The sequence below is a fragment of the Helicobacter fennelliae genome (assembly GCF_900451005.1).
Classification (GTDB): domain Bacteria; phylum Campylobacterota; class Campylobacteria; order Campylobacterales; family Helicobacteraceae; genus Helicobacter_B; species Helicobacter_B fennelliae.
Map to the genome: position 1 here is coordinate 399,929 of NZ_UGIB01000001.1, position 18,582 is coordinate 418,510.

Genomic DNA, 18,582 nt, shown 5'->3' on the forward strand with positions numbered 1-18,582 from the left:
TTTATCTCTGCTCTTGGAGTTCACAAATGATTTGATTATAGGATTTGCCTTGCTTGGTTATGAAGTCATCAAGGGCTTTGAGGCTTTGCTGCATTCCACCTGAAGCCTCTAGCGCGCATAGATTCTGATATAGTTCGCTTATGGTTGGGATCACTTTGAAATTTGGCTGTCTGCGCACAGAATAATACCCGATAATCTGCCCTCTATCATCATAAGATGGCGTGATATTGGCAAACACCCAATAAAACTCTTTGTATTTATTGAGATTTTTGACAAACGCAAAAATTTCTTTGCCACCTTGCACATAATCCCACAAAAGCTTAAACACACAACGAGGCATATCTTTATGGCGCACAATGCTATGCGGGGCGTCGATAAGCTCAGACTCGTTGTATTTACTATAACGCAAAAAGTCTTGATTGCAATAAGTGATGAAGCCTTTGAGATTTGTTTTGGAAGTGATGAGTGTTTGCCGCTCCAAAAGAAGCCCAAACTGCGGATCTTTCTGCATATAAACCCCCTAAATATGTAAAAGTGCTTTATTGTATAGCAATTTATCTTATTTTAAACTTTTATATCGATAGAAAATATCAAGTGCTTTTTTAGTGAGATTTGAAATAGGCGGGAGCGCATCAAGGCTAAAAAACTCCGCTGCATTAAGCGCATCTAGCGCATTTGGTGTGTTTGACATATCTTGTGGATTTGTGTTTTGTGGATTTGTATTATTGGGCGCGATTTGAGAATCTAACTTGCAAGAATCTAGATTCTGGAGTTTTGGATTCTGGAGAATTAGATTTTGCGCGAAATCCTGCTGATTGTGCTGGTTTTGTGGATTATGGGGTGGATTCTGGGATTGTAGATTCTGATGTATTGATTGGGTTAGAATCCATACTTTTGCATGGATTTTGTATTTGGTATAAGAATGCTTAAAATCACCGATAAATGTGTAATTTTGGGGTTGATTGGGTTGCGGTGGGATTTGCGGGATTTGTGGCAATGATTGTGCGATTTGTGGTAGATTATAAAGATTATTGTAGAGCTTTTGGCTGGCTTTGATGAGTGCGATTTGTTTTTGGCTTTTATCAAGGATTATGGCTAGATTTAGAGTTAGATTCTGGTAGAGTGTTTTTTTATTTATGCCAAAAAGTTGCCAGCTTGCCCTGCCTTTGCAGAATCTAGAAATAGGACAGATGAGGCATTTTGGATTTTTGGGTGTGCAGATAGTCGCACCTATATCAAGCAAGGCTTGATTATACTCAAAGCTATGGTGCTTATCTAAAAGTGCCTGCGCCAATGATGAAAGCTCATTTGGGGTGAGATTTTGCTTTGCAAAAAGTCGTGAAAAAACACGCTTAATATTAGCATCGACAAATCCTACACTCTGCCCAAACCCAAAGCACAAAATCGCGCCCGCACTATATGTGCCAATGCCCGGCAGTGCAAGCAGAGCTTTTGTGTTGTCTGGGAGATTGCCATAATGAGATTGCACGCAGATTCTGGCAGTTTTTTGCATATTTTGCGCCCTTGTGTAGTAGCCAAGCCCTTGCCATAATGCCAAAACCTCTTCTGTGTTGGCGTTTGCTAGAGAGGTGAGCGTTGGAAATGCATTAAGAAATGGAAAAAAATACGACTCCAAAACCCTTGAGACTTGCGTTTGCTGGAGCATAATCTCGCTGACATAGACTTTGTAAGCCTCGCTTCCATCGCGCTTGTAGTTTCGCCAAGGCAGATTTTTTCTACCAAATGCGCTATACCATTCTAAGATACATTGATGAAAAATTTTTAGATGAGCCTCTAAATGCGACACAATATCCATTATCTCTATGCCCTCATGTTTTTGTCTATTTATGCTTTTTGATTCTGTAAGATGAGAGATTGTGCGATAGAAAAATACGCTCTACCATAAAGCAGCAAAGAAGTCAAAACACTTACATAAATAATGACAATCACGCTACTGAAGCAAAAAATTGCCAATACATTATCTTTGATAAACAAATCAAATTCTTGTGTATCCATAATCTGTATGATGTATTGTAAATCCATTCCAAAAATCACCAAAACCCCCAAAACAAACAATATAACAATCCATAACACTGATGAGATAAACTTCACCCTAAAAGCACTCATAAATAGCGCAATACGCGTAAGATTTGATAGCTCTTTGGCGATTTTGTATTCTAAAAAAATCAGCCAAAGATTGAGAAGACAGCTTACAAACGCAATACAAGAAATCTGAACAACATAAGAATGAATAAAACGAATCAAAATAGCAATGCTAATCCCTAGCACGCATAATGTAAGAAACCTGCATAAATTATATAAAAAAATCTGTGAGTGCGTGAGCTTTGAGAAAATATATACTCCAAACATGTAACAAATAATGCCACAACAATAACATATCAAACTAAGCAAGATGAGATTTTGGATATAGAGCAGTGAAATAATGCTAAGCAGCACAAATAATGGGCGGAATATAAATCCATATTTCATAAAGTTTTTGGCAAGTCTAAATTCTTTATTGGCGATAGTGATATAAGCGATTTGCGTAGTTTGTGAGGCTTGCGTGGCTTTCGTGGTGGATATAATTGGCGGTGCAGATGGCATAGATAGTGTGGGCTTATGTGGTGGTTTGTGTGATGTGGGCGGCGCAATTTGGGCGGGCATTATTTTCCTTATTTTCTTTTAGAGCTGTTTGACAAATCTTTACACTATACCTTACAAATCCCTATATTGCAAATCTCGTTCCTTAAATTGCATTTTGCAAAGCAAAAAATAAAATTAGTGTAATGTAAGTAAAGCAAATCAATACATTCCAAATACATTTAATAAAAAACAAAACTAACCAATCGAATGAGCAATAAGCTGCAAAAACTCTGTCCTTGTTTTTGAATCACTCTTAAAAAGTCCGCGCACGGCACTTGTTTTGATCGTGACGTTTTGCTTTTGTAATCCACGCATACTCATACATAAATGTTTGGCTTCACACACGACCATAACGCCTTTGGGCTTGAGTATCTCCATAATCGTATCTGCGATTTGGTTTGTAAGTGTTTCTTGGATTTGCAATCGCCTTGTAAAAACCTCGATCAAATGCGCCAAACCACCGATTCCAGCGATGTATTCATTTGGCACATAGCCGATACTAATAGATCCAAAAAATGGCAAAATGTGATGCTCGCACATTGAATAAAACTCAATATTACGCAATGTAATCATCTCATCAATGCCATTATTTTTAAAAAGACTGCCTAAAGCTAGCGCGGGATCTTTTTTGTATCCACCATACAAAAACTCCTCGCATTCACGAAGTCGCTTTGGGGTTTGGAGTAAGCCCTCGCGCTTAGGATTCTCGCCTATGCGATTACAAAACTCTTCAAATGCTGTTGTATCCATTGTCTGCCTTTATTGTCGCAATCACATTATCACATTATCACATTATCAAATTGTATTGCTTCTGTGAAGGAGCGATTTGATTCTGTTTTTGAGGCTTGGGTGCGTGCTAAATGCATCGCTAAAGTCAAAAATATACGCCGCTCTTCGCGTTGGATTAGAATCTAGCGCACTTGTGTGGTGGGTTGCATAATGATTAGAGATTTTTTGGAGTGCGGAGATAAGCGGGTGTGGATCGCCCATAATGTAGGCTGAACCACCATCAGCCATATATTCTCTTGATCTGCTCAAAAACATCTGCAACCACATCGTCAAAAGAGGCAGGACAAATTGCAAAACAAGTAAAATCATCTTCGCACTTTGCGCGCCAGAATTTCTATTGCCACCCATAAATAAATATGTCGCGCTATTGCAAACAAGCAATAAAATATTACTCAAAATCCCTACACACATCGTGAGGCGAATATCACCATGCCGAATGTGGCTTATCTCATGAGCTAAAACTGCCTTGAGCTCATCATCATCTAGATTCTGTGCTAAGGGCAGAGTGATTGCTACAAGCGAGTTTTCCTCTTTCCACCCGCTTGCAAAAGCATTCATATAATCTGCATAAATCAAATATAGCTTTGGTTTTGCCTTGAAATTTGCTAGCCTTAGCACTTCATCAAATGCGCTTAATATCCGCCTTTGCGTGACGTTTGGGTTAGAGAGGGATTGGAGTAATTCATATTCTTCACCTTTAAGCATAATCACATCAAAGCGATTAAGCGTCCAAAGCACGATAAGTCCGCCTACGCACGCCATAATGCAAGTTACTAATGGAAATTCTTGAAAGCTTAGCAATGCTGCAAATCCGCTACTTAAGCTCAACGCATCAATGCGCACAATATCAACAAGCAAGCCTATCACAATAAAGATTCCGATATAAAGGGCTAAAACGATATAGGTTTTGAGTGTGTTTGTAAAAAAAATCCTCTCAAGACTCATTGTTTCTCCTTTGCTTTTTGATTTATTCTTTGGCAAATGTATTATGTGATATTTCTTCCAAAAATGTTGTCGCGTATGAGCCTTTTGGCAGGCTAAAGCTAAGCTCAAAATGTGCTTCTTCAGGCTTATAAGTATAGCTTATATCACTCGCCCAAACCCACGCATAACGGCGACTTCCAATACAAGAGAGCGCAGAATCTAAAAATATCTTCTCCACTTCAAATGCTGCATACTTTGCGACTTGTAAATTTTTGCCACTTAGCGCACCTGTGGGCGAGAATCCTGTGTTATGAAAGCGCATATACTGATCTTTTGAAATGCAAGATTCTAGCGAGAAAAATTTTCCATACGGATAATGACAGCATAATTCCCCGCCAAGAAGCTTGAATCGCTGCGGCTGGGCTTGAATAGCTTTGATAGAATCCAAACTCAAATCTAGCCCTTCTGTTTTGAGTGCGCTTTGGGCTTCTTTGGCTGAAAATTGATGAAGATAAATGCTTAAAATAATGCGTTTATTGAGCCATTGATTAAATAAATAACTCTGATAGCTTGAGATGAGAAAATCTTTGATTTTTCTATTTTTGAGTGAGGCTTTTTTGTGTGCCAAATCTCTTCCAAGTTTGTAATTATCGCCATCAGTGCCAAATCTCTGGAATCCAAAGAAATTTGCAAACCCAAACTCTCCCACCTCATCAATGACGCGTTGAAGCTTTGTGGCATTGAGCTTATTGACATGTTTTAGGCGCACAAAAAACGCATTGCCCTTGAGATGTCCTAAGCGGAGTTTGTTATTATGAAGTGTGCTTGAGATAAGCTTTATATCAGAATCAAGATTAGAATTAAGGTGCGCGATTTTTGATTCAAAATCGCTCGCATATACATTTGGAAGTGAGATAAATTGCGTTGTTGTCGCGCTTTTGTCTTTGAGCCCTGCATAGCCGATACTGCTTAGCGGGCAGCCAAAAGATGCGCTAAGGATTTTGAGCATTTCAAAGGTGGTGAGGTTTTTTTTGCGAAGTTGCAAGATTCTATGCTCGCCACTTCCGCTGAATTCATAGAGTGGAATCTCACTCACGACAAAATCTCTAGACGTATGCGAAAAATAAAAATCAATCGGAGCGTGCGAATAAAGAGAGGCTCTGTTTTGGGCTAGATTTTCTGGATTCTGAAGTTCTAGATTCTGATTTTGATGTGGTGCTAGGTTCTGATTTCTCACTAGATGACAACTCGTTTCAAAAATGGTGAGAGATGAGTAAGGATCACATAAGGAATCGTCCTAAAAACGCGGGCAAATCCTGTTACATCATCAAACACGCAGATTCTGTCTTTTTGGCTCTCACAAGAGAAGCAATCCATCGACATTATCGGCAAAATCTCCTCTCCGCTCGCGCAAAAAAGCTTCCCAAATCCACGCGCCAATCTTGGCAATCCATCGCCATAGCCGACATCATAAGTGCTAAAGATTCCTTCTTTTTGCACGACACTTACGCCTCCATAGCCTATTTTGTCGCCTTTTTTAAGATGTTGAGAAGAGATTCTATCTGCCCAAAGACTCGCGATAGGTTTGAATTCTACATCAAGCGGAATCTCGCTTGTATGATACCCATACGCGCCTATGCCAATACGCACCAAATCATCAGTGATGTGTTTTGAGCGCAATGTCCCGCTTGTGCTTAATGAATGGAATCTAGGCTGTGAGAGATTGTGTGTGGCACAAAAGGTGCTGACTTTTTGCTTGATGTGGCTAAAAGTGCTTTGAGAAGTAAAAAACGTCTCATCATCATTATCGCCATAGCCATTATGCCCAAACACCCCAACCAAGCGCAATGATCGCTCGATAATTATACGCAGTGCAGAATCTAGTTCGCTAAGTTCTATACCATTGCGATTCATTCCGATATTGACTTTAAGCTCGATATTGCAATGAGAATGGAGGCTTTGGAGCTGGCTTAGTGAGGCTATCGAGCAGTAGATATTATCTGGGCAGCTATCTGGCACGCCTCCATAAAGCACAGAGATAGATGAGAAAAGATCTTTGATTTTTAGAGCTTCTGCATAGGATTTGACAAATACATTACAGATTCCATAGGTTTTTGCCATTTGAGCTATCTCTACTAATCCATGTCCATACGCGTTATCTTTTAGCACAAGTGCTAGTTTTTGGCGGGATTTGATGTGATGAGCTATACAATCAAGATTATGTATAAAGCGCGCAGAATCTAAAATAATCTCTGCCATTTCAAATCCAAACTTGACTTATATAAGCGATATGCGCGACATAATCGGTGCGAGTGATTAATGTGCCACAAATTGTGTGAAATTATGTGATGAAATCGTGCCATTGTTTGTATCATTCAGTCATATCAGGTGCTTCTTGTCTTGAGAGAAAGACTTGCATTTGCTTGCCTTTTAAGATCATTGATTTGTCATTAGGCTGAAGCACGATAAATGAGCCTTCTAATTCGCGTATAAACCTAAAATCAAAACGCATAACTTCATTTGGCTTGCATATTTTGCGCGTCTGTCCTCCGGGCGTGATGTTGATGATTGTTTTTTCAGTCCATGTGTAGCTTGCAAAATAAGCACTACAACCACTTGAGCCAGAGATTCTGCCATTTTTTTCATCAAAATCCATTGTCGCTATGCCATCAATTTCTGCAAGCTCTTGCAATGTTGTTTGGGATTGGGTAGCTTTAGATTCTGCAGAATCTGCGAGATTATCATCAGGAATATCATCAGAGGTGTCATTTGGCGTATGAGTTGGGGTGCTATCATTGTTATCATCAATTGTGTCATTGAGCTTATTTTGGAGTTTGTCTTGTGCGATTTTGGCTAAAACCTGCGGGGCTTGATATTCTTGATTATCAACGATAATTTTATCCACTCTCCAATGCAAGCCACCTTTGATTTCTCCTTCATTGAGCTTTTTTTGGACGATATTAAGCAAAGAACAGCTTCCAAACAACATAACCATACAGCCAAATATAACAACCGCACCAAGCCTTTTAGCAAGTTTTCTACCCCAAAATATATCACACATATATCTCACCCAAATCCTCAAAAATTTTTCTCAATATTATCTCATTTATTCTAAAAAATAACATAACTTTTGGCAATAAATCTCAAATTTAATGCGATGGTATTGCGTGATATGTTTGTGATTATTTTGTTTTTGTCCTGTTTAAAATCTCGCGACAAAGGGCATTTGATGAAAAAGGACATTTAAATGAAGGCTGCACGCTCAAATCATTTGGCTCGATACTAAAGGTTGTTTTTTGGCTGAATGCTTTGGCGATAAATCTTGATTTTTCAAACCCTAAAAAGCAATTTTTGGATTCAAAATGATGAGATTGAATGAGCGCAAATACTTTATTCTGATCGATGTGGCTTTGTGAGAGTGTGGCTTTGGTATAAAAAAATGAGAGATGATTTTGTAGATTTGAGAGATTGTGCGCGAGCTTTGTATAGCATGCTTTTTGCGGAATCTGAAGCTTTGGAATCACAATACCTAGCAAAATCCCAAACAAAGCGAGTATAAAGACAATCTCGATAAAACTAAACGCCTTAGAATGTTGTGTTTGCAAGGTTGATATTTAATGGTGTAGGATAGTTTTTTGCAAGCTTTACACAAAGCGGAGAATTTGGAAGATTTTGCACAGAGACTATAAGATGAAGATTGGTGATGTCGATTGAGACGCAATTATTTGTAGTGTCAATCGCACCATTTTTGGCAAGTCGCACGCCATTTGTAGAAGCGATCCACCGCGATGGCGAAAGCCCCGCTACTTGCATAATCAACGCTCCATTGAGCGTTTGACTACCAAGATCTGTGGTGAGTGCGTGAGCTTGGATAGAGCTAATGATTGTCTGCATATCGCTATTTATTGCTACATATTGCGCATCAGATCGTGTCGCAGTAAGCTTTGGGATCGCAATAGCTGCCAAAATCCCAATCACAGCGATCACAAATACAAGCTCAATCAAGCTAAACGCCTTGGATTTATCGTGCATGAATCCTCCTTCATTTATCTGCCCTTATCTGCCCTTGAATTTATCGCCCTTGATTGTTTGTTATTGCTTATTTGATGATTTTGTCAATCATTTTTTTGACAAATTGCGCGCTTATTTTGGCTGAAGATTCTAAGAATTCATCAAAGCTCACATCTGCCTCTCCATCGGCACTATCGCTAATGGATCGCAAAATACAAAAAGGAACGCCCAGACAATCGCAAGCCACAGCCACGCTTGCTCCTTCCATTTCGACTGCTATGGCATTGAAATGCTTGAGAATCCATTGTTTTTTTTCTATTGAATGAATGAATTGATCGCCTGAAGCGACAACGCCTTCATAAAGGTGGATACCAGAATCTTTAGCCACTTCTTTGGCTATGGCATTGAGACTAGAATCTGACTCGATAAATACTTGACTCTCAGGAATGAACCCCAAAGGATGACCAAATGCGCTAATATCCACATCATGCTGACAAAGCTTTGTAGCAAGGAGCAAATCTCCGACTTTTAGCCCTTGCAATCCTCCTGCTACACCGCTAAAAATGATTTTTTCACATTTGAATTGTAATATCATACTGCTTGCAGTAATGGCAGCATGGACTTTTCCTATTTTGCTATAAGCGAGGTAAATTTCTGTATTGTTGTAACTAATACGATAATACACATTCTTTCCAAACTCAATTTTTTCGTGCGTATCAAAAAGCTTCAAAAACGGCTGAATCTCTTCATTCATCGCCCCAATAATGCCAATAATCATTCGCGCTCCTTTTGAATATATGTGATTGTATCTTGAAGTGTGGCTATATTTGAGATGTTTAGGGTTGGCTTATCGCTAAGTCGTTTATTAAGCCCTTTTAGGACGCTATTATGCCCTAGCTCGATATACACATCAATGAGATTATCAATCGCCAAAATAGACTGCTTATATAGCACTGGGCTTGTGAGCTGCAAAGTCAGAAGATCTATGGCTTGTGTGGCTGTCCGATATGGTTTTGTTGTCGCATTTGAGATGATAGGAAGGGCAAATTCTGATTGAAGCATCGGGCTAATGATGTGTTTAAATTCTCCACACATAGGCTCCAATAAAGGACAATGGCTTGCTACTGACATCGGCAAAATGATTGTTTTTTTGGCGCCAAGCCCTTTGAGTAGAGATTCTGCTTGTGCTAAATCCGACTTTTTACCTGCCAAAACCACTTGTCCATTGCCATTATAATTCGCACACCAGATGCTTTTGCCATCATTTTGAAGATTTTTGCATGCGCCCTCTAGCACAGAATCTTCTAATCCCATGACAGCCATCATTCCCGCATCTTTTCCTTGACAAACCGCACTCATAAGCTCGCCTCGCTTTTGAGTAAGCTTCATACCATCTTCAAACCCAATCCCAAGAGCCACACATAGCGCGCTAATCTCTCCCAAAGAATGCCCCAAAGCAAGCTCTGCCAAAATAGGTGCTTCTTGCTGCAAAATACTATGGGCAATCTGACTAACCAAAAAAATCGCTGGCTGCGTGAATTGGGTTTGATTGAGATTGTCATTTTCTTCAAACAAAAGCTTTTTGAAATCAATCCCAAGAGCATCACTTGCATGCTCTATCATTTCTTTGGCGATCTCAAAGTTGTCGTAAAACTCCTGTCCCATTCCGATACCTTGCGATCCCTGCCCCGGAAAAATAAACGCATATTTCATCATTTAAATCCTTAAAAAATTAAAATAAATGCTGATTGTAGCAATTTCTTTCTTAAATTTAAAAATTCTCAAAATTTCTTAGAATCCTAAGATTGTGTTTTAGAGTCTTTGACTTAGAGGATCGACAAAACGACATAAAATCTAGAATCTATCGTTTTTGTCGTCATTACAAAGCCATTTAGGGCTGTGGCAATCTATTTTGACTAGATTGCTTCGTCCTATCGTCCTCGCAATGACAAACCTGCCCCTCAATTGCGAGCAAAATTTTCAAATTTTGCGTGGCAATCCATAAAATCCACTTTAGATTCTACACAAACACAAAAAGAGTGTTGGGGCTTTGCAAGGCGAGCAAATGAGTCGCTACTTTTTGTGCGTTGCAATGAGATAGCCAACGCAATCCGCAAAATTTACCCAAAAGCTAGAATCTTTTATGCTTTCTTTTATGCTTTATATTTTTACTTTGTATGTTTATATCTTAAACCACCTCATACACAGCTACAACCGTATGTCCATTTGCATTTTTGGGGATTTTTATAAAAGGCTTGACACACTTGCTTAATTTATTGACAACTTTTCGATAGATTCCGACATCAAGAAGTGATTTTTCACCAAGAAGTAAATGCGCTAACATTGTGCTTTTGTAAAAATCATAATGTTCTTTTTGGATAGGTTCATGATAGAGTGTGATAAGCTTGAGTGAGAAAATTTTTGCGATATTTTGCAAAGTTGTATCGCTAAATCGCGAAATATGATGAGGAGGCATATTTAAGATACCATTGGTAACATAATGCAAAAATGAATCTTCACTTGGAACTGCAATAATAAGCAAACTAGAATCTATTTGCCCCCCCCCCCCCGACAATATCGCTATTTGAGGTAGAATCTGAAGTGGAATCTGATAAAGACTTAAGCACCTTAATTTGTGAAGCAATAAAACTATGCGGATCGCTCACATGTTCTAATACCTGAAAACTGCAAGCGACATCAAATTTCTCTTTCTGACTTTTTTTTATATATCGCAAAGCCAAATCTTCAATGCTTATGTTTTGTATGTTGATGCCATTTTTTGCTGCCATAGTTTTTGCTTCAGTGCTAAATTCTAGTCCTGTGTAAGTAGCTGATTGTGGAATATATTTGGCAAACGCCCCCTTACCACAACCAACTTCAAGCACAGAGGCATTTTCTTTGATAAAATCTTTGGCAAAGCTGTATTCGTTTTTCTCATCAAAATAATACCAATCAAGCTGATTGAGAGCATTATAAAAATCATTATCACCAGTTGGAATACTTCCATCAAGACAAGCAAAAAATCGCAAATCGCAATCTTGACAATGCATATATGCCAAATCAGTATGCAAAAGTCGCTCTATATCAATCCCAAAATTCTTACGATAAAGAGAACTTAAAGTTGCCTTGCTAATGCTTTGAATATCCACAATTTGCGAGCTATGACATAATATACAATGCATATTTTTCCTTTATGGTGTGATAAAAGCAAAATTATAACCAAAAATCTTATTGTTCTGTTATTACTTCTGTGTTGTCAAGCTTGAGTGGTATTGCACGTAGCCTATGCAACCTAATGTTGTTAATTTTAGATTTAGTAGAAAGAGTAAATAATGGCGGACAGGGAGGGATTCGAACCCTCGGTAACCTTGCGGCTACGCGTCCTTAGCAGGGACGTGGTTTCAGCCAACTCACCCACCGGTCCAAAGTGTAATCTTTAAGCTATCTAAAGAATTGAATAAAAAGAATAATAAAATTTGGATTCTAAAATAAATTCAATAAAACAAACCTTAATTTTGTGTTTATTTATAGAGGATTTCTTTACGCTCGTTTGTGTTTGTGTAGAATCTAAAGTGGATTTTATGGATTGCCACGCAGTTTTACAACTGCTCGCAATGACGGGGCAGGTTTGTCATTGCAAGGACGATAGGACGAAGCAATCCAGTCAAAATGGATTGCCACGACTTCCTAGCGAAAGCCTCGCAATGACGATAAAAAAAATAATATAGAATCTAATTTCCATAGATTCTAAATCCTCTCTTTTTTGCATATTTCAGGGAGTTTGAAATTTTTAGCCTACAAACCTACAATGAACGCTTAATGTTACACTTTTGTGTTTTTGCTTGTCTAAAAATTTCTACACAACCCTGACTAAATCTGCCTAAAAATAGAGGATTTCTTAACGCCCCTTTGTGTTTTCATGGATTCTAGAATCCAGATTCTATCATCTATATTTTGCACTCAGCTGCCTCAAAAGCTCCATAAAAACTTCATAAAGCCCTTCGACTTCTTTGATTTTGACGCGCTCATCAATACTATGGATTCTGTCATTACACACGCCAAATTCCGCGACTGCGATGTTGTATCCTGCGCAAAATCTCGCATCGCTTGTCCCACCACTTGTGCTTAAAGTAGGCATTGTGCCACAGATATTTTGGATACTTTGGCTTAGGGCTTGTATAAGTGGAGATTGTCTTTGTGTGAGAAATGGCTTTGAGCTTTGATTGAGTGTAAGCTCGCATACAATCTTAGGCTCATTGCGCTTGATTTTATCAATCACCCCCGCAAAATAATGCTCCACATTTTCTAGTGTTGTATTTGGAGAATTGCGGATATTAAACATTATTTTAAGCTCATTTGGCGTTACATTCACAACCTCCATTCCACCGCGCATATCTGTAATCACAATCTTTGAGGGCGCGAAATTTTCATCTCCAGAATCTAGCTTTACTCCTGCTATCTCGCCCAAAACTCCGCCAAGTGCTTCGGTAGGATTGATACATTTTTGTGGATACGCGACATGCCCTTGTTTGCCTAGAATCTTTAGCACACCATTGATTGAACCTCGCCTGCCGATTTTTATCATATCGCCTAGATTCTGCACGCAAGTAGGCTCTGCGACAAGTGCCATATCAGGAAGTAAGCAAAGCTCGCTCAATCGCTCTAATACAATGCGCGTGCCATAAATGCCTGCGCCCTCCTCATCGCTTGTAAGCAAGATAGAAAGCGTTGGCAAGGGAAGTGATTGGGCTTTACTTTGAGCCAAAAAATCTTTGAGCGCACAGACAAAAGCACTCACACCGCTTTTCATATCTTGTGCGCCTCTGCCATAGATATAGCCATCTTGAATAAGCCCGCTAAATGCCTCTACACTCCAGCCTTCGCCCGGTGGCACGACATCAATATGCCCCATAAAGCAAAAATGCTTATCAAGCGCGCCTTTTTTGTATGCGAAAAGATTTTGGACGCCATGATCGCTAATGTGTATAAATTCAAAGTCATTGAGATATGATTGTATCAATTCATAGATTCCGCATTCTTTGGGCGTTATGGTTGGGTATTGTATGAGTTTTTGAAGGAGAGAGGCACATTCTTTCATAGCTTATTCCTATCGCTCTAGTTTTTGGGATTTACGCAAATGGATATACAAATGTATCACATCAATGCTTGCTGGCGTTATGCCACTGATTTGCGAAGCTTCAAAAAGCGTGCTTGGGCGATGAGTGCTAAGCTTTTCTATAACCTCCAAAGAAAGCCCCGAGATTCCGCTATATATGAAGTCTTCAGGGATTTTGACTTGGAGCATGGTGTGCATATTTTGGATTGAGTTTTGTTGTTTTTTGATATAGCTATGGTATTTAGATTCTATGTGGATTTGCTCTAATACCCTTTGGCTCATATTTGCAAAATCTGGAATCGCGCTAGAATCCTTTGAGTCTTTCACATCTTTTAAAGCTTGAGAATCTTTATATTGAGATAAAAAATCCTGCAAGGTTTTGAAATCTTTTGTGCTAAATTCATCGCGCCCGACAATAAGCAACATCGGCGATTTGTCATTGAGCAGGCTTTGGTGTATGGATTCCAAAAACGCATTTGTGGGTTTATTTGGCGTGAGGAAATGGGTTTGCAAAAATTCAAGTGATTGTTTTATATCGCACATATCTTGCTTAAACAGCCTGTAATGCGACTCTTCAATGGTATGCAGAGCTTTTGCGTATTTAAGCATTCGAAAAATCGCATTATCCTCGCGCAAAAGCAATCGATACTCAGCTCGCGAGGTAAATACGCGATATGGCTCTTGTGTGCCTTTGGTAACCAAATCATCAATCATTACGCCAATATACCCCTCATCGCGCGATAACACCAAAGATTCTAAGCCAAAGTCAAATCGAGCAGAATCTATCTCTTGCAAGCTCAAAGTCGCATTGATTCCAGCCATAAGCCCAAGTGCGCCGGCTTCCTCATAGCCTGTTGTGCCATTAATCTGCCCGGCAAGATAGAGGTTTTTTATTTTTTTGGTCTCAAGCGTGTGATATAGCTCGGTTGGATCGACATAATCGTATTCTATCGCATAGCCATATCGCGTGATTTTGGCGTGCTCTAATCCGCGAATTGAAGCGATCACTTTTTCTTGAATATCCACAGGCAAAGAAGTCGAAAGCCCGTTTATGTAGTATTCTACGCAGTCTTTTGTCTGTGGCTCTAAAAACAGCTGATGACTTGACTTTTCTGAAAAGCGATTGACTTTGTCCTCAATGCTAGGGCAATAGCGCGGTCCTACGCCTTGAATCTGCCCTGTAAAAAGTGGCGCACGATGAAAATTATCGCGGATAAAAGTATGTGTGCGCTCATTTGTGTGCGTGACAAAGCAAGGCAGTTGGGTTGGCTTAAAGTTATTTGCAAAGCCTGTGTGGTAGCTAAAATAAGGCGGATTGCTATCGCCATTATGCTGCTCTAAAATCCCAAAATCAATACTTCGCCCATCAATCCTTGGGCAAGTGCCGGTTTTTAGCCTACCCATTTTGAGTCCTAAACTCGCAAGCGATGTGCTTAAATCATAGCTCGCACTCTCGCCAAATCGCCCATTTGGAATCTGATTTTCCCCGATATGCACTAATCCCTTAAGAAATGTGCCTGTTGTGATGATTATTTTGTGTGCAGTGTAGGTTTTGTTGATATTTGTGCGAATGCCTATGGCTTTTGTTTGCGACTCATCAAGCAGAATCTGCGTTGCCATTTCTTGCGAGATACTAAGGTTTGGGGTATTGAGCGCGAGATTGCGTGCATAGATTCTGTATGCGTCCATATCGATTTGTGCGCGCGTGCCTCGCACGGCAGGTCCTTTTGAGGCATTGAGTGTGCGGTATTGGATTCCGCAATGATCGGTGATAATCCCCATAACTCCGCCCAATGCGTCTATTTCTTTGACTAAATGCCCCTTACCAAGTCCGCCTATGGCTGGATTACAGCTTGCAAGTGCGATATTTTCTACCAAAAGCGTTAGCAAATGCACTTTTGCGCCCATTTTAGCAACAATGCACGCCGCTTCAAGCCCTGCATGCCCGCCACCTACGACAATCACATCAAAATCCATTTGTATTCCTTAATCTTAATATTTTATAGTTGATTATGTTTATTTGTTTGGCAACTTTAAAAAACTTCAAAAATGAAATATTACAACATTTTGCAAAATCTAACCCAAAATCTAAAACCGCAAAAAGCAAAACATAATCTCACATAATCTTTGCGCTAGATTGTGTAATTTACAAAATATAGATAGAATTGCGCCTAGCTGTTTTTGCAGTCAAATCATAAATTTGGAGACATAATGAAAAAGCAATTAGTAAGCGTTGTTCTTGCAGGAATTTTGAGTGTTGGTTTTGTAAGCTTTGTGGAAGCAAAGGTTTTGGCAGTTGTTGATGGAGTCGAGATCACAGAAGATGTATTTGATGAGATCAGAACGCAAAATCCCGGGTTTGACTTTAGCAAACTTCCAAGCGCACAGCAAAAAGAATTAGTCGATCAAGCTATCAATAATGTGCTTATCGCCAAAGAAGCGCAAAAAAACAAGCTTGATTCTACAAAAGAATTTCAAGATGCATATAGCAAAATCACAAAAAGCATAAAAGAAAGACTGCTTATCCAAGCATGGGCGCAAACTGAAATCCGCACAATCGCACAAAAGACAAACATTACAGAGCAAGACGCAAGGGCGTATTTTGATTCTCATAAAGCAGAATTTGACAAAGAAAATATCCATGCGCGCCATATCGTCGTAAAAACAGAAGCAGAAGCGCAAAAGATTATCGATGAGCTTAATAAAACCCCAAAAGGCAATGTCGAGAAAAAATTTATCGAGCTAGCTAATAAACAAACTATCGATCCAGCCAATAAACAAGCTCAAAATGGTGGTGATTTGGGCGCATTTGAAAGAGGCAATATGGTTAAACCATTTTCTGATGCGGCATTTAGTATGAATAATGGCACATATTCAAAAACGCCTGTAAAGACAGACTTTGGGTATCACATTATCTATGTAATCAAAAAAGCAAATGCCTATGACTTCGATCAAATCAAACAACCCCTTATGAATATGCTAGGAGAGCAAAAAGTCCAGCAAGAAATGAAGCAAAAAGTCGATGATTTGCGTAAAAAAGCAAATATCAAACTCTCAATCTAAGGAGGTCTGCGATGTTGGTGAGTGGAAATGAGATTCTGCAAAAGGCTCATAAAGAGCATTATGGTGTAGGGGCGTTTAATTTTGTAAATTTTGAAATGCTCAATGCAATTTTTAGCGCAGCAGATGAAGCGAAATCACCTATCATCGCGCAAACAAGTGAGGGAGCGATCAAATATTTAGGCATCGATATGATAAAAGCGATGATTGATGTGATGGCAAAACGTTATCCTCACATTCCTGTGGCACTTCATCTTGACCATGGCACAAGCTTTGAGTCCTGCAAAAAAGCCATAGATTCTGGTTACACATCAGTGATGATTGATGCTTCTCATCATTGCTTTGAGGAAAATCTAGCACTAACTTCACAAGTCGTAGAATACGCTCATAGCAAAGGCGTAAGCGTGGAAGCGGAGCTTGGGCGACTTATGGGGATTGAGGATAATATTTCAGTTGATGAAAAAGATGCGGTGCTTGTCAATCCTGAAGAAGCGCAAGAATTTGTCGCCAAAAGCAAGGTTGATTATCTCGCGCCTGCGATTGGCACAAGCCATGGCGCGTTTAAATTCAAAGGTGAGCCAAAGCTTGATTTTGAGCGATTACAAGAAGTCAAACATAGGACAAATATTCCGCTTGTTTTGCATGGTGCAAGTGCGATTCCAGATTATGTCCGCGATGCTTTTCTCTCCACAGGTGGCGATCTCAAAGGTAGCAAGGGCGTGCCTTTTGAATTCCTCAAAGAAGCTGTAAGAGGCGGGATAAATAAAGTCAATACTGATACAGATTTGAGAATCGCGTTTATGGCAGAGGTGCGAAAAGTCGCAAATAACGATCCAACACAATTTGACTTACGCAAGTTTTTTACTCCAGCAATGGAAGCGATGAAAAAGGTGATGGTTGAGAGAATGCAGATTTTAGGAAGCGCTGGGAAAATATAGGCAGAATCTAGAATCTAAAAATCTAGATTCTATTTTGTTATATCTTAAGACTTACTAGAGCAATCCAATAAATCCAAAATCTGTTTGAGATTCTGGATTTATTTTATCGCTATTGCAAGCAGGGCAAGCCTTGTAGCAATAAAATCCCTAATTTATTCCTGTTTTGTCTGTTTTAATGGCAGACTCGCAGAATCTAAATCCAAACCAAAATAAAGGAGCAAAAATGGCAATCGGAATGAGTGAGCTCAAAAAAGGGCTCAAAATCGAAGTTGATGGGATTCCTTACAAAATCGTTGAGTATCAGCATGTTAAGCCCGGCAAAGGTGCGGCATTTGTGCGCGCAAAAATCAAATCCTTTCTTGATGGCAAGGTGATCGAAAAAACTTTCCACGCAGGTGATAAATGCGAAGAGCCAAATATCTTAGAAAAACCTATGCAATATTTGTATTTTGATGGGAGTTATTATCAGTTTATGGATCCAGAATCCTACGAGCAGATCGCACTCACGCAAGATCAAGTCGGAGACGCGAGCAAATGGATGCTTGATGGCGCGTCTATGCAGGTGCTTTTTTATAATCAAAAGGCAATTTCTGTAACGCCACCACAAATTGTCGAGCTCAAAATCACTGAAACACCGCCAAACTTCAAAGGCGATACTTCAAGTGCGGGCAAAAAGCCTGCCACGCTTGAGACAGGCGCGGTCGTGCAGATTCCATTTCATGTGCTAGAGGGTGAGGTGATCCGCGTGAATACTGAGACGGGGGATTATGTTGAGAAGGTGAAGTAGATTTTAATCTACTTTTACATAGAATCTAAATTCTAGCTTTTAAGCGATTTGAGCTGCGAGTTTGTTTTTCGTTTCGTCGATAGGCGACTAGCCTTATCTCCTTTCTCAAAATTTCACAATTTATCAAGCCCTTGCAAACTCATCTTAAAATCTAGAATTTTTTACACGCTCTTTTTGTTTTCATAGAATCTATCTTTGTCGTCATTGCAAGGCTTCCGCTAGGAAGTCGTGGCAATCCAGTAAAACTAGAATCTAATCTGTCATTCTTAAGCGCAAGCGAAGAATCCAAAAATAAAAAAATAAGAAAAGAGATA

General features: G+C 39.5%; 20 protein-coding genes and 1 tRNA gene. 4 read left to right on the forward strand and 17 right to left on the reverse strand.

Annotated elements, in window-relative coordinates:
- Position 1: 1 nt before the first annotated feature.
- From DY109_RS01990 to DY109_RS02060, 15 genes are all read right to left on the reverse strand, one after another.
- On the reverse strand, positions 2-511 hold the full coding sequence (locus tag DY109_RS01990) for a PAS domain-containing protein (RefSeq protein WP_023948741.1): 510 nt from the start codon (positions 509-511) through the stop codon (positions 2-4).
- 48 nt (positions 512-559) lie between these two features.
- Complete coding sequence (mutY, locus tag DY109_RS01995) at positions 560-1,816, reverse strand: A/G-specific adenine glycosylase (protein WP_023948739.1); 1,257 nt, start codon at positions 1,814-1,816, stop codon at positions 560-562.
- Positions 1,817-1,845: 29 nt separating this feature from the next.
- Entirely contained in the window at positions 1,846-2,664 is an 819-nt protein-coding gene (locus DY109_RS02000) for a hypothetical protein (protein WP_034549992.1), read from the reverse strand.
- A gap of 174 nt (positions 2,665-2,838) precedes the next feature.
- Positions 2,839-3,393 (reverse strand): GTP cyclohydrolase I FolE, encoded by a 555-nt coding sequence (gene folE, locus DY109_RS02005; RefSeq protein ID WP_023948733.1) that lies wholly within the window; start codon positions 3,391-3,393, stop codon positions 2,839-2,841.
- A gap of 45 nt (positions 3,394-3,438) precedes the next feature.
- Positions 3,439-4,377, reverse strand: coding sequence for a zinc metalloprotease HtpX (gene htpX, locus DY109_RS02010; protein ID WP_023948731.1), 939 nt, complete (start codon positions 4,375-4,377; stop codon positions 3,439-3,441).
- A gap of 22 nt (positions 4,378-4,399) precedes the next feature.
- Positions 4,400-5,593, reverse strand: a complete 1,194-nt coding sequence (gene truD / locus DY109_RS02015; RefSeq protein ID WP_023948729.1) for a tRNA pseudouridine(13) synthase TruD — start codon at positions 5,591-5,593, stop codon at positions 4,400-4,402.
- Complete coding sequence (locus DY109_RS02020; protein ID WP_023948727.1) at positions 5,593-6,615, reverse strand: alanine racemase; 1,023 nt, start codon at positions 6,613-6,615, stop codon at positions 5,593-5,595. The genes truD and DY109_RS02020 overlap by 1 nt, the downstream gene beginning before the upstream one ends.
- Positions 6,616-6,727: 112 nt before the next feature.
- The gene (locus DY109_RS02025) at positions 6,728-7,417 is read right to left on the reverse strand and encodes an META domain-containing protein (RefSeq protein ID WP_147277887.1); all 690 of its coding nucleotides are present in this window, start codon (positions 7,415-7,417) and stop codon (positions 6,728-6,730) included.
- Between the two features lie 121 nt (positions 7,418-7,538).
- Entirely contained in the window at positions 7,539-7,961 is a 423-nt protein-coding gene (locus DY109_RS02030) for a type II secretion system protein (protein WP_023948720.1), read from the reverse strand.
- Positions 7,942-8,388 carry a type II secretion system protein gene (locus tag DY109_RS02035; RefSeq protein WP_023948719.1) on the reverse strand — a complete coding sequence of 149 codons (447 nt, stop codon included), beginning with the start codon at positions 8,386-8,388 and terminating at the stop codon, positions 7,942-7,944. Before DY109_RS02035 ends, DY109_RS02030 begins: the two co-directional genes overlap by 20 nt.
- Before the next feature lie 67 nt (positions 8,389-8,455).
- Positions 8,456-9,145 (reverse strand): 5'-methylthioadenosine/adenosylhomocysteine nucleosidase, encoded by a 690-nt coding sequence (locus DY109_RS02040; protein WP_023948717.1) that lies wholly within the window; start codon positions 9,143-9,145, stop codon positions 8,456-8,458.
- Positions 9,142-10,080: an ACP S-malonyltransferase gene (fabD, locus tag DY109_RS02045; protein ID WP_034549986.1), complete on the reverse strand. Its 939-nt coding sequence runs from the start codon at positions 10,078-10,080 to the stop codon at positions 9,142-9,144. Before fabD ends, DY109_RS02040 begins: the two co-directional genes overlap by 4 nt.
- Before the next feature lie 475 nt (positions 10,081-10,555).
- Positions 10,556-10,942, reverse strand: coding sequence for a hypothetical protein (locus DY109_RS02050; RefSeq protein ID WP_147291155.1), 387 nt, complete (start codon positions 10,940-10,942; stop codon positions 10,556-10,558).
- Entirely contained in the window at positions 10,911-11,549 is a 639-nt protein-coding gene (locus DY109_RS02055; protein ID WP_115737744.1) for a class I SAM-dependent methyltransferase, read from the reverse strand. The genes DY109_RS02050 and DY109_RS02055 overlap by 32 nt, the downstream gene beginning before the upstream one ends.
- Before the next feature lie 151 nt (positions 11,550-11,700).
- Positions 11,701-11,791: transfer RNA gene (locus DY109_RS02060), tRNA-Ser, on the reverse strand.
- Between the two features lie 157 nt (positions 11,792-11,948).
- Between DY109_RS02060 and DY109_RS11270 the strand changes: the two genes are divergently transcribed.
- Complete coding sequence (locus DY109_RS11270; protein ID WP_158413024.1) at positions 11,949-12,095, forward strand: hypothetical protein; 147 nt, start codon at positions 11,949-11,951, stop codon at positions 12,093-12,095.
- A gap of 215 nt (positions 12,096-12,310) precedes the next feature.
- Here the strand turns inward: DY109_RS11270 and dapE are convergent, their stop codons facing one another.
- Together dapE and mnmG are read right to left on the reverse strand one after the other, a co-directional pair.
- Positions 12,311-13,465 (reverse strand): succinyl-diaminopimelate desuccinylase, encoded by a 1,155-nt coding sequence (gene dapE / locus DY109_RS02065; protein ID WP_023948706.1) that lies wholly within the window; start codon positions 13,463-13,465, stop codon positions 12,311-12,313.
- A gap of 9 nt (positions 13,466-13,474) precedes the next feature.
- Positions 13,475-15,466 carry a tRNA uridine-5-carboxymethylaminomethyl(34) synthesis enzyme MnmG gene (gene mnmG / locus DY109_RS02070; RefSeq protein ID WP_115737745.1) on the reverse strand — a complete coding sequence of 664 codons (1,992 nt, stop codon included), beginning with the start codon at positions 15,464-15,466 and terminating at the stop codon, positions 13,475-13,477.
- Between the two features lie 228 nt (positions 15,467-15,694).
- On the opposite strand from mnmG, the gene DY109_RS02075 reads away from it, so the two are divergent.
- From DY109_RS02075 to efp, 3 genes are all read left to right on the forward strand, one after another.
- Complete coding sequence (locus tag DY109_RS02075) at positions 15,695-16,546, forward strand: peptidylprolyl isomerase (protein WP_023948700.1); 852 nt, start codon at positions 15,695-15,697, stop codon at positions 16,544-16,546.
- 11 nt (positions 16,547-16,557) lie between these two features.
- Complete coding sequence (locus DY109_RS02080) at positions 16,558-17,481, forward strand: class II fructose-bisphosphate aldolase (RefSeq protein WP_023948698.1); 924 nt, start codon at positions 16,558-16,560, stop codon at positions 17,479-17,481.
- A 223-nt stretch (positions 17,482-17,704) separates the two neighbouring features.
- Positions 17,705-18,268 carry an elongation factor P gene (gene efp / locus DY109_RS02085; RefSeq protein ID WP_023948696.1) on the forward strand — a complete coding sequence of 188 codons (564 nt, stop codon included), beginning with the start codon at positions 17,705-17,707 and terminating at the stop codon, positions 18,266-18,268.
- The last annotated feature ends 314 nt before the right edge of the window (positions 18,269-18,582 follow it).